Origin of the sequence: Neoroseomonas soli, from assembly GCF_018129065.1 — a bacterium.
Classification (GTDB): domain Bacteria; phylum Pseudomonadota; class Alphaproteobacteria; order Acetobacterales; family Acetobacteraceae; genus Neoroseomonas; species Neoroseomonas soli.
The window spans coordinates 16280-28185 of record NZ_JAAEDM010000064.1 but is presented as its reverse complement, the minus strand read 5'-3'; the positions used below and the strand labels follow the sequence as shown (position 1 = coordinate 28185).

At 74.1% G+C, this 11906-nt stretch carries 6 protein-coding genes; 1 reads left to right on the top strand and 5 read right to left on the bottom strand.

From position 1 onward, the window contains the following. The 3 genes from pbpC to GXW76_RS18995 all read right to left on the bottom strand — a co-directional run. A partial coding sequence (pbpC, locus tag GXW76_RS19005) for a penicillin-binding protein 1C (RefSeq protein WP_211863678.1) occupies window positions 1–1739 on the bottom strand: 1739 nt, incomplete at its 3' end. A gap of 319 nt (window positions 1740–2058) precedes the next feature. Then, a complete protein-coding gene (locus tag GXW76_RS19000; RefSeq protein WP_211863677.1) occupies window positions 2059–7164 on the bottom strand; it encodes an alpha-2-macroglobulin family protein in 5106 nt (1701 codons plus the stop codon). Window positions 7165–7290: 126 nt separating this feature from the next. Then, the gene (locus GXW76_RS18995; protein ID WP_211863676.1) at window positions 7291–8295 is read right to left on the bottom strand and encodes a lysozyme inhibitor LprI family protein; all 1005 of its coding nucleotides are present in this window, start codon (window positions 8293–8295) and stop codon (window positions 7291–7293) included. A 192-nt stretch (window positions 8296–8487) separates the two neighbouring features. On the opposite strand from GXW76_RS18995, the gene GXW76_RS18990 reads away from it, so the two are divergent. Continuing rightward, entirely contained in the window at window positions 8488–9462 is a 975-nt protein-coding gene (locus GXW76_RS18990) for a Bug family tripartite tricarboxylate transporter substrate binding protein (protein WP_211863675.1), read from the top strand. A 7-nt stretch (window positions 9463–9469) separates the two neighbouring features. Here the strand turns inward: GXW76_RS18990 and GXW76_RS18985 are convergent, their stop codons facing one another. Both GXW76_RS18985 and GXW76_RS18980 read right to left on the bottom strand, forming a co-directional pair. Continuing rightward, window positions 9470–10741 carry a hydantoinase/carbamoylase family amidase gene (locus tag GXW76_RS18985; RefSeq protein ID WP_211863674.1) on the bottom strand — a complete coding sequence of 424 codons (1272 nt, stop codon included), beginning with the start codon at window positions 10739–10741 and terminating at the stop codon, window positions 9470–9472. Next, the gene (locus GXW76_RS18980; protein WP_211863673.1) at window positions 10738–11853 is read right to left on the bottom strand and encodes a CaiB/BaiF CoA transferase family protein; all 1116 of its coding nucleotides are present in this window, start codon (window positions 11851–11853) and stop codon (window positions 10738–10740) included. The genes GXW76_RS18985 and GXW76_RS18980 overlap by 4 nt, the downstream gene beginning before the upstream one ends. Window positions 11854–11906: the final 53 nt, after the last annotated feature.

Below are 11906 nucleotides of genomic sequence, written 5' to 3'. Positions count from 1 at the left end.
GGGAAAAGCAGCCGCAGCCGGTCCGCCGGCGCCTGCTGGCGCGGCGCATCGGCCACGACGCGCAGGCCTTCCCGCGGCGCCTCCGGCAACAGGGCGAAGACGCGCGCGAGCACCGGCAGCGCCGCCTGCCGGCCGGTGGAACCCGGCATCGCCGTCCCGTCCGGCCGCCCGATCCATACGCCCGCGACGTGGCGCGCATCGAAGCCCATCGCCCAGGAATCCCGCCCGCCCCAGGAGGTTCCGGTCTTCCACGCCACGCCCGCCGGACCGCCGCCGGGGAAGTTCTGCACCAGGATGGCGGCGACGGAGTCCGCCGCGCGGCGTTCCACCGCCTGCACGGCGTCTGGCGCGACACCGGGCGTCAGGCGCAGCGGCACCGACCGGCCATGGTCGGCGATGGTGGCATAGAGCGCGGTCATGTCGCGCAGCGTCGTCCCCGCGCCGCCGAGCGCCAGCGGCAGTGACGCATCCGCCCCGCGTGGCAGCCTCGGCCCCGCGCCGGCGGCCTTCAGCGCCGAGGCGAAGCGCAGCGCGCCGATCTGGTCGAGCATCGCCACCGCCGGCAGGTTCAGCGACATGCGCAGCGCATCCGCCGCCGTGACCCGGCCGGCGAAGTCGCGCGAGAAATTCTCCGGCGCATAGGCGCCGAAATGGCGCGGCAGGTCGGCGATCAGCGTGCCGGGCTGCGCGATGCCGCGCTCGAAGGCCATGGCGTAGAGAAAGGGCTTCAGCGCCGAGCCCGGGGACCGCACCGCGCGCGTCAGGTCCAGCGCGCCGGCGCGTGATTCCGCGCCCCATTCGCCGCCGATCAGCGCGCGTACCTCCCGCGTCGCGACATCCGCCACCACGATGGCGAGCGCCGCGCGATCAGGCAGTGTCGGCAGGATTTCGGCGGCCAGCCGTTCCGCCGCGCGCTGCAACGGCGCGTCGAGGGTCAGCGTCACGCTGCCCGCCGCGCCGCGCGCCATCTCCCGCGAGAGATGCGGCGCGAGGCGCGGCATCGGCTGGCGCCGGTCGGGCATCGCCGCCGCCACGGCAAGGTCGCGATCGGCGGCGGACATTCCCGCCGACGGTCCGCCGCGCCGTGCCAGTACCGCGTCGCGTGCGGCACGCGCGGACTCCGGATGCCGGTCGGGGCGCAGCGTCGCGGGGCGTCTGGCAAGTGCGACCAGCAGCGCGGATTCCGCCGCATCCAGCCGCGCCGCCGGCCGCCCGAACCAGGCCAGGCTGCCGGCGCGGATGCCCTCGATGTTCCCGCCCTGCGGGGCGAGGGTCAGCCAGATGCCGAGGATGTCGTCCTTGCTGAAGCGCGCCTCGAGTTGGAAGGCGCGGAAGATCTCGATGGCCTTGGAGCGCAGCGTGCGCGGCCGCGGTTCGAGCAGCCGCGCCGCCTGCATGGTCAGCGTCGAGCCGCCCGACACCACGCGCCCGGCGCGGATCCACTGGAAGGAGGCGCGCGCCAGCGCCACCGGGTCCACGCCGAAATGGCTGCGGAAGCGGCGGTCCTCGGCGGCGATCAGGAGGTCCACGAGTTGCGGCGGCACGTCCGTCGTCGCCGTGCGCAGGCGCCAGGTGCCGCCAGGGACAGGGAGGACGGAGAGGGTGCGGCCTTCGCGGTCCAGGATTTCCACGCCCGCCGCGTTGAGGCGCGTGAGGTCGGGCGGGTAGGCGCGGTCCAGGGCGAAGGGCGTGGTGATCGCGGCGAGCACCAGCGCGGCGAGGGCGGGGCGCCGGATCACGATGGGATACTGGAGGGGCGCTGCCCCTCCAGGCCTCCCCGCCAAAGGCCGAAAGGCCTTTGGAAACCGTGTGTTGGGGGGCGGTCTGGCAGTGAACGGGGCACCGCGGAAGCAGCGGGCGGCCTGCGGTGGGCGGAACGTCGCGGCGGGGTCGCTCGGGCCGCCGGAAGGCCTTGCGAAACCACGGTCGCCTTTCGGACGGCGATGCGGACGCGCGCCGCCATGCCGCACGGGCCCATTCCTGGTTCCCAAAGGCCTTTCGGCCTTTGGCGGGGTGGTGCGGAGGGGCGGCGCCCCTCCGCGTCACGCCCTCCGCAGATCACGGCAGCACCGTGATCCGCGCCGTGTTCTGCCGCGCGAAGATGCCCGGCCGGTACATGTCCTGCGCCTCGCCGCCCGGCAGTTCGAAGCTGCCGGGCGTCACCGCGCGCAGGCGCACCGCGAGCCGCGCGAAGGGCCGCCCCTGCGTCAGCGTCACCGCCGCCGCGTAGCGGTCGTCCAGCGCCGGCTGGCTGTCCACCTCGGTCAGTGTCCCGAGCCACGGCATGCCGGCGATGTCGCCGGCCGGCAGGCGGGAGGCGATCTCCCAGCCCGCGGGCAGGCCCTGGATCAGCATCGCCTCATGCCGGTCGTTGGTCTCGGCGCGCAGTTCCATCAGCAGCACGAAGGAGGTGTTCTGCGTCAGTTGGTCGAGGTCCAGCGGCTGCCCGTTCAGCGCGAAGAAGCGGCGCGTGACGCGGAAGCCGGCGCGCTCGGCCGGCAGCGGATCGCGCGGGATGCCGTTGATCGACACCGACGCCCAGACCGGCGCGGCCCCGAGGTTGCGCGCCGTGCCGGGCCCGGAAAGCGGCGTCGCCACCACCGGCCGCGCCGGTAGGGCGGAGCCGTTGACGGCGACGTTCGCCGCCCGCGTGCCCTGGCCGAGCACCTGCGCGGCCAGCACCGCCCAGGCCTGTTCCTGCGTGCTGGCGCGGGCGGGCGTCAACTCGGCGCCGGGCAGGACCTGCATCGCCTGGTTGAGGCGGTCCTGCATCAGGTTGCTCTCGCGCAGCAGGGTCGCGGTGGCGAGCGCGTCGCGCGGTGCGCTGCCGTAGTCGAAGCCCCAGAACTGCCGGCCCGTGGACGTGAGGGCGGAGGAGAAGGCGAGCTGCGCCCGCTGCGCATCGCCGCCGCGCGCGAAGGTGGCGGCGAGCTGCGCGCGGGAGAGCTGCGTCGGCAGCTCGTTCAGTTCCTCCATCAGCCGCCGCGCGGCGCCGAGGCGCGGCTGGCCGGCGAGCGCCAGTGCATAGAGGCGATAGGCCTGCGCCGCGCGTTCCTCCGGCGTGTTGGTCGTCGTGTCCTCGATGGCTTCATCGAGGAAGCGCAGCGCCTCCCGCAGCGCGCCTTCCGGCACGGTGGCGCCGGCGGTGCGGGCGCGGACCAGCGCCTCGACCGCATAGGCGGTGAGCCATTGATGCGCCTCGCCGTTCGCGCTCCACATGGAGAAGGAACCGTCGAAGCGCTGGCGGTCGAGGACGGAATCCACCGCGCGCTGCAGGCGCGCCGCGCGGTCGGGATCGCCGTCCTCGGTGATGCCGGCGGACAGGGCCAGCGCACGCGAGGCCGATTGCTCGAGGCAGTAGAGCGGAAATTCCTCCACCGCGCGCAGCATGCCCGCGACGTCATAGCGCACCGCCGCGCCGAAGGAGGCGGTGGCGCGCCAGGCGTTGCGCACGAAGCGGTCGATCGGCGGGCTAAGCGGCATCTCCACGCCGGGCGGCAGTTCCGCGCCCGCCACTTCCGTCACGCGCGGGCGGGAGGAACGGATGGTGATGCGGCTTTCGCGTTCCACGCGGAACCCGTTCGGGCCGGTGACGGCGAGGCGCAGCACGCCTTCCCCGCCTTCGGCCGCGCGCAGCGTGGTGAAGGGCTGCGCGCGCGCGCCGGTGGCGAGGCTCGCCGCCAGCCGCGCCGGCCCCGCGATGGTAAGCCCGCCGGACGCGGTGAGTTCCGCCGCGATCTCGCCCTGCGGCAATTCGATGTTGTGCAGCAGGACGGACAGGCGCGCCTCGTCGCCCGGTGCCAGGAAGCGCGGCAGCAGGGCTTCCGCCACCACCTGGTCGCGCACGGTCAGCGCGCGCGAGCCGGAACCGATGCGCGTGCCTTCCCAGGCCACGGCCATCAGGCGCAGCTCGCCCGCGAAGTCGGGGATGTCGAGCGGCACCATGGCAACGCCGTCCGCTCCCGCGCGCACCACGCCGGAGAAGAGCGAGACGACCCGCTGCGGCGGCTGGATGGCATCGGCGCCGGCATCCTCGTCGCCGCCCTGGCGGAGCAGGGCGAGTTCGCCTTCCGCCGGCGCGATCAGCCGGCCGTAATCGTCGCGGATATCGACGCCGAGCATCCGCCGGCCGAGGAAATGCGCCCCCGGGTCGGGATTGGCGAAGTTGGTCAGGCGCAGGATGCCCTCGTCCACGGCGGCGAGGGTCAGCAGCACCGGGCCGGAGGCATTGGTGACGCGCACCGGCACCTCCACCCGCTGGCGCGGGCGCGCCAGTTGCGGTGTGTCGATGGTGACGCCGAGCGTGCGCGGCGCCGGGTCGATGCCGACCCAGGCAAGGCCGAGGCCACGGCCCGGCTGGCCCTGGCGCGCCTCGCCGGGGCGGAAGACGGTGACGGCGACATAGGCGCCGGGGCCCCAGGCGGCGTCCACCGGGACCTCGACCTCGGTGCCGCCCTCCGCGACCTGGACTTCGCGCAGGGAAACCAGGCGATCGGTCAGCACGGCGACGGAGGCGCGGCCGGCGAAGGGCGGGGTGATGCGGATGCGTGCCGTCTCGCCCGGCGCATAGGCGCGGCGGTCGGCGGCGACGTCCACGCGGTCGGGGATCTCCGCGCTTTCCGCGCCGGCCCAGCCGGAGCGGAAGCGGATGGAGGTGATGCCGAGCCCGTTCGCGTCCGACACCTCCAGCCGGTAGCGGCCGAAGGGGAGGGTGCGCGCGAAGCGCTGCGGCTGCTGCGCGGTGATGCGGATCTCCTGCGCGTCCACCGGCTCGTCGCGCCACACTGTCTCCCAGCGCGCGATGGACCCGCGCACGACGATGCGCCAGTTGGGCCGTTCGCGCACCAGCCGCGCGCGCAGCGTGCCGGCGACGGCGCGGCCTTCCGGCGAGACGGCGGCGATGTCGAAACCGGCCTCGGCGCCGGCGTCGATGGCGTCGTTCTCGAAGGCGGGGCGCACCGCTACCAGCGTGCCGCGTGCGCGGATGGGTACGGAAAAGCGCGTGCGCGTCTCGCGGCCGCCCGGCTCGCTCATGGACACCGTCACCTCGCCGCGCACCGGGCGCGTGGTGTCCGGTGCCTGCGGCAGGTCGAGCGACAGCGTCGTCGCGCCCTGCTCGTTGGTCTCGGGGATCTCGAAGGTCAGCAGGTCCGGGGCGAACTGTTCCTGCGCCAGCCCGAATCGCCAGCCGCGCCAGTCGGGGAAGGGCTCGGGATCGGTGAGCAGGCGCATCTCCGCCTGGCCCGAGAGGCCCGAGCCCGGTGCGCCATAGAGGAACCGCGCGGTGACCGGCACGCGCAGCCCCTGCGGGCCCGGCACCAGCGGGCCGGGGACCGGGCCAGCGGTGACTTCCAGGCGTTCTGGCACGAAGGCATCGACGCGGAAGGTGGTGCGGCCGACCGGCGGCGCATCGGGGTCGGTCAGCGCCTCCAGCGTCCAGAGGCCGAAGGGCGCGCCGGCGGAAAGCCGCAGCGGCCAGTAGATGGCGCCGCCGTCCTGCCGCGGGGGCACGATCTCCTGCGCGATCTGGCCGTTGGGCCGGCGCAGGCGCAGGCGGATCGGCAGGTCGAGCGGCCGCCCGGCCGGATCGCGGACCAGGGCGGAGGCGTTCACCGTCTCGCCGGGGCGGTAGATGCCGCGGTCGAGCCAGAGGAAGGCATCGACCGGCCCCGGATGCGGCCGCCCGGTGGCACCGCGATCGGAAAGATCGAAGGAGGCCGCTTCGAGCGACAGCGCGGCGATGTCGTCCGCCGTCTCGGCATGCACCGCGACGGGCGCGAGCGGCCCGCTGCCGCGCATCAGCGCGATGGGGAAGCGTGCGAGGCCATCGGCGTCGGTGCGCGCCTCGGCGAGGATCTCGTTGTTGCGGGCCATCAGCATCAGGCGCATGCCCGCGCTCGGCGCCGCGCCCTGCAGGCTGCGCGCCTGCACCGCGAGGCCATCCGCCCCGCGCCACGCCGTCAGGCCGATATCGGAGACGAAGAAGGGAAGTGCGGCGGTCTGCCCGCCGCCGCGCCGGGCATCGGCCTGGCGCAGCACCAGCAGGTAGGCACCAGGCCCCGCGCTGCGCAGCACGTCGGGCAGGGGCAGGATGGAACGGGCGGTGCGGTTGGGCTCGACGCGCTGCAACTCGGCGCGGCCTTCCCACAGGACGCGGCCCATATCCTCGCTGATCGTGTCGGCGGACCAGGATTCCAGCGCCTCGCCCGGCGTCCAGTCGCGGCGCAGCGGCACGAGGTTGCGCTCGGCCACGCGCACCAGGCGGACGGTCATGGCGGAGATGTTGACGGTGGCGACGCCGATCCGCGCCTCCTGCCCGCGGGGCAGGATGAAGGCGCGGGTGTCGAAGGCGATGCGCGCCTCGCGGTTCGGCATGGCGATGGCGACGGCGGTTTCCTGCCGCAGGTTCTGGCGGCCCTCGCCGGGCAGGCCGGCGCGCAGGATCAGGCGCGTGGAGGCACCCCAGGGCAGGCCGGCGACGCAAAGCAGGTCGCCCTCACGCTCCACCGCGAGGGAAGGGATCGGCGGGTCGGCGCGGATCCAGTCGCCCGGCTGCCAGTCGGTGCGGCGCGCGGGCGGGTTGGTGAAGGCGATGCAGGCGCGGGCCGGTTCGGCATCGGGTTCCGTGTTGACGCGGCGGACCAGCATGCCGGCGGCACGACGCGCGGCCTCCAGGCGTTCGCGGTGCTCGGGGCTGTCCATGCGCTCGAGGATCGTCTCCAGCGCCTCGATCTGCTGCACGGGGCGGTCCATGCGGCGCAGCGCCTCGGCGATCACGAGAAGGGGCGCGATCTCGGGCTCGCCATAGGAGGCGAGCTGGAAGGCGCGCCAGGCGGCCTGCAGGGCGCGCTGGTTGTTCGGCGGCTGGCGCGTGAGCTGCGCCTGCGCGAGCGCGAGCCAGTGGTCGCCGCTCGCCTGGCCCATGCCGACGCGCTCCTCCCACGCCGTCGCGGCGGCGGCATAGTCGCGGCGGCCTTCCGCCTGCGCGGCGCGCTGCTCGGCGGCGAGGCGTTGCTGCGGGCTGGCGCCGGCGGGGAAGCGGCGCTGCATCTCCTGCTGGTAGGCGCCGGAATCGCGCCCGAGGCCCGGCAGGTCGAAACCCTGTGCCGCGGCGAGGCCGGGGATGGCGAAGGCCAGCAGGAGCAGCAGGCGGATCAGTCGCATGGCGGGCCTTCCGGTCGTTTCGTGCGGGGCAGGATCATGGCACGCGATGGGATGACGCGCACCCGGCAGGCTGGGCTGCCGGGGCGGAGGCCGTGAGTCGTGTCACGGCACCGCCCCGGCGTGGCATCACCGTTGCGGCACTTCCTGCGCGCCGAGGCGGAAGGCCACGTCGCGCAGCACCAGCCGGTCGCCGTCCCAGCCGAGGCGGGCCTCGGCGCGGCCGGCGGTGGGGCAGCAGGCGGGGTCATCCTCCCGCCACAGGGGGATGGAGGCGGTCAGGCGCTCATAGTCGGGGTAGATGCCGCGCAGCACGGTGGTGCCGGGCGGCATGCGGCGATCGAGTGCCGCGGTCCAGGAGGTGATGTCGAGCTCCTGCCAGACGCGGAAGGAGGACGGGCCGCTGCGGCGATAGGCCATCTCGGCATTGGCGGCGCCGGTGCCGGCTTCGGCGCAGGGCAGCAGCAGGATGGTGGCGCCGTCGGGGGCGCGGATGAGGCGCGGGCGGCGGCATTGCGCCTCGGTCAGCCGCTCGGCGACGTCCACCGTCCATTCGCCCGGCTGGGCGGCGGAGAGGACCAGGATGGCGCTCTCATTCGCCAGTTCGCCGTTCCGGTCGGGCGGGTAGTCGTAGAGCGCGAAGGCGAAGCGCCGGCCATCGGCGGTGCCGAGCGCGCCGAATTCCCGCACGCGGCAGGGCCGGCGCTGCGCGGCGGCGCCTTCGGAGGAGGGCAGCGGCAGGCAGGCGGTGCGCAGGCGGCGCTCGGGTGCTTCCTCGAGCCCATGCGTCGAGTACCAGCCATTCTCCTCCCGCAGCGCGGTGAGGCGGCCCTGCAGGCCACGGCGGATCGCGGCGGGGTCCTGGGCGGAGTTCTCGCGCAGCGTGGCCATGGCGGCGTCATGGCGTTCGCGCAGGCCGCGGCGCCACGGGATGCCGGCCATCTCGCGACGGTAGGAATCGACTTCCGCCTGAAGGGCGGAGAGCGAAGGATCGGCGCAGACGGTGCGCTCGAAGGCGTCGGCCGGGGCGCGGCAATCGAAGCTGGCGGCCTGGGCGCCGGCGGGCAGCAGCGCGGCGAGGCCGAGGAAGGTCGCGCAGGCGGTGCGGCGCGCAAGGCAGGCGATGGAGAGCACGGGTCGGTCACACCCTGTCGTGGAAGGTTGTCGGTGGCACGGAGTTGGTCCGCGTGACGCGCGCAGGTCGATGAAACGCTGCACGCGGCGCGAAGGTGCGGCCGTGGCGCGGCGAAGCCGTTCCTGTCGTGCCGCCGGGTGCTGTAGCATGGGGCAAAGCCGGCGCGTCAGGCCGGGACTAAGGAGGATGTGATGCCGATCACCACGCTCATGCGGCGGCGGCCGCTTCTGGCGGCAGCCGGCGTGCTCGCCGCGCCGCGCGCGCTGCATGCCCAGGCCACCTGGCCGAACCGTCCGATCACCATGATCGCGCCGTATCCGCCGGGCGGCACGACCGATCTGTCCATCCGGCCGATCGCGGAGCCGCTCGGGCGGCTGCTCGGCCAGCCGATCATCGTCGAGAACCGCGCCGGGGCAGGCGGCACCATCGGCGCGGCAGCGGTGGCGAATGCGCGCGACGGGCATACCTTCCTTGCCTTTCCCGTCGCGGTGATGACCATCGCGCAGCACGTGATGCACCTGCCCTTCGATCCGGCGACGGCCTTCGTGCCGGTGGCGATGACCTCGATCGCCTACAACGTCATCGCGGCGCATCCCTCGGTACCGTTCCGCGACGTCGCGGGGCTGATCGCCCATGCCAAGGCCAATCCCGGCGCGCTGCGCTTCGGATCGGCGGGCAATGGGACGACCACGCAGCTTTCCGGGGAACTCTTCGCCGATGCCACGGGCATCAGGCTCGAGCACGTGCCCTATCGCGGCTCCGCGCCGTCGTTCACGGACCTGCTCGCGGGGCGGGTGCAGCTGCTGTTCGATTCGGTGGCGATGCCGGCGATCAAGGACGGGCGGATTCTCGGCCTCGCGACCCTGGCCGAGCGCCGCAACCCGGACATGCCCGACCTGCCGACCATCGGCGAACTCGGCCATCCGGACGCGCTGGCGGTGCTCTGGTTCGGGGTGGCGGCGCCCGCCGCGACGCCGAAGCCGGTGGTGGACCGGCTCGCCGAGGCGATCGGGCAGGCCCTGGCCATGCCGGTCGCCACCACGGGCATGGCGCCGCTCGGCATGGCGCCAAGCTTCGAGAGCGGCGAAACCTTCGCCGCCCGCATCACGCGGGAGCGCGAGAGATACGGCGCGCTGGTGCGGCGGCTGGGCGTCCAGCCTTCCTGACGGGCGCTCAGGCCGCCGCTTCCGCCCGCAGCCATTCGGCGAAGGTGGCGGCGGCGGCCATCATGTCGGCGGCGTCCATTGCCTCGCGCGGGTTGTGGCTGCCATGGGCGTTGCGGATCAGCAGCAGGCCGGTCGGGATGCCGGCGGCGGCGAAGTTCGCCGCGTCGTGGGAGGCCGGGGAGCCGAGCGGCATGGTGGCGATGCCCATGCGCGCGGCGGCGGCGGCAAGGCTTGCCTGCAGCGCAGGATCGCAAGGGCCGACCGGGGCGGCGCTGCGCGGGCCGGGGTCGATGGTCACGCCGCGGCGCGCGGCGGTGGCGTCGAGGATGTCGCGGAAGCGCCGGTCCAGCGCCGCGAGATGCGCGGCGTCATAGGCGCGCAGGTCGATCGAGAAGGTGAACTCCCCGGCGACGACCGTGATCTCGTGGCGCGTCACGTCGGTGTGGAAGCGGCCGATGGTGAAGGCCATGGCGCGGCCGGCGGCTTCCTCCTCCGCCCACAGCGCATCGAGGGCGGCGAAGATCTCCGCGCCGGCGAGCGCGGCGTCGCGGCGGAAGCGGCGGGGCAGGCCGACATGCGCGTCCTCGCCGGTGATGCGGATGGCGGCGTGGCGGATGTTGCCGGGAATGCCGGTGGCGACGGCGAGCGGCAGGCCGGCCTCGATCAGGCTCGGCGCCTGTTCGATATGGGCTTCGAGGAAGCAGCGGATCGGGCCGTTGGGCAGCAGGCGGCGGCCGGGCGCGATGGCGGCGGGGTCGCCACCGCAGCGGGCGATGTGGTCCGCGAGCGTCAGGCCGGTGTCGGCGCGGCGGCGGTCCAGCGCATCGGGGGGCAGGATGCCGAGCGCGGCGCGGCTGCCGACCAGGCCGAGGCCGAACCAGACCGCTTCCTCGCAACGGAAGGCGGCGATGGTGATGTCGGCGCGCGGCCTGAAGCCGGTGGCGCGCAGCGCCGAGACGGCGGCGAGCGCGGCGACGACGCCCGCCGCGCCGTCGTAGTTGCCGCCATGGCGCACGCTGTCGAAATGCGAGCCGAGCAGCACGCGCGGCGCCGCACGATCCGTGCCGGGCCAGGTGAGGTAGAGGTTGCACGCGGCATCGCGCGCAATCTCCAGGCCAAGGTGCTGCGCCCGTTCCACCGCCAGGGTGTGCGCCGCGTTCTCGCGCTCGTCGAAGGCGTGGCGGGTGATGCCGGGCGGATCGGCGCCGATCGCGCCGAGGCGGTCCAGCATCGCCGCGGCGCGCGGGGCCTCCGCCGCCAGCGCCGCGGGCAGGGTCACGCGCCGATCTCCGCGAGCACTTCCGCGGTGTGCTGACCAAGACCCGGCGCCAGCGCCTGCCAGTGGCCGAGGCCCGGCAGGATCGGCAGCGGCACCCCGCCCAGTTGCGGCTGCGGCACGCGCGAGGCGCCGCCATAGGCGACGACATGCTCGTTCGCCAGCCAGTCGAGCGGCGTGTTCACGCGGTCCGCGAGCAGGCGCGCGCCTTGCAGCAGCGCGATCCAATCGGCCGCGGGGCGCTTCGCGAAGGTGGCACGGAAGATGGCGTAGAGTTCCTCGCGGTTCTCGTGCCGGCGGCGGAAATCGAGGAAGCGCTCGTCGCGCGCGATCTCGGGGATGCCGAGCGTGTCGCAGATGGCGAGCCATTCGGCCTCGCGCACCAGGGTGATCATCACCCAGACGCCGTCCGCGGCCTGGTAGGCGCCGGCGGGCACATTGGGTGGCGCGGCGGCCTTGCCCTGCACGCCCCATTCCGCGATCTGGTGCGTCAGCAGGTTCGAGGTCGCGGCCATCAGCGACATGTCGATGACGCGGCGGCGCGGCGCGCTGTCCTGCGCGCGCGCGGCGAGCGCGACCTGCACCGCGGAAAAGGCGTAGATGCCCGTCGCCATGTCGGAGATGAAGGCGCCGACCTTGTGCGGCACGCCGTCCGCGCCCTCGTTCAACGCGACCATGCCGGAGAAGGCCTGCGCGACCGAATCCGTGCAGGGGCGTTCGGAATAAGGCCCGCTTTGGCCGAAGCCGGAGATGGAGAGGCACACGGCATCCGCCTTCGCGTTTTCGGGACCGAGGCCGATGCGCGCGGCGACGCCGGGGCGGAAGGCCTCGATCAGCACGTCGGCCTGCGATGCGAGCTTCGCGGCGGCGCGCTTGCCGTCGTCCGACTTCAGGTCGAGCACGACGCTGCGCTTGCCGCGGTTGAAGCAGACCGTCATCACCGAGACGCCGTCCTTCGCCGTGCCGAGGCCGCGCGACCAGTCGCCTTCGGCGGGTTCCAGCTTGATGACGTCCGCGCCGCAGGCGGCGAGCATCATGCCGCAATAGGGGCCGGCGATGCCCTGCCCGGCATCCAGCACGCGAAGCCCCTTGTAGGGGCGCATCGCCTCGTCCATCGCATTTCCTCCGTGACGGTCCGGGCCTATCCTGACGCGAAGCCGAAGGAAGG

Coding starts and splice junctions, on each gene's coding strand:
- GXW76_RS18980 (WP_211863673.1), bottom strand. CDS start 11,853: ATGGACGAGGCGATGCGCCCCTACAAGGGGCTTCGCGTGCTGGATGCC.
- GXW76_RS19000 (WP_211863677.1), bottom strand. CDS start 7,164: ATGCGACTGATCCGCCTGCTGCTCCTGCTGGCCTTCGCCATCCCCGGC.
- GXW76_RS18990 (WP_211863675.1), top strand. CDS start 8,488: ATGCCGATCACCACGCTCATGCGGCGGCGGCCGCTTCTGGCGGCAGCC.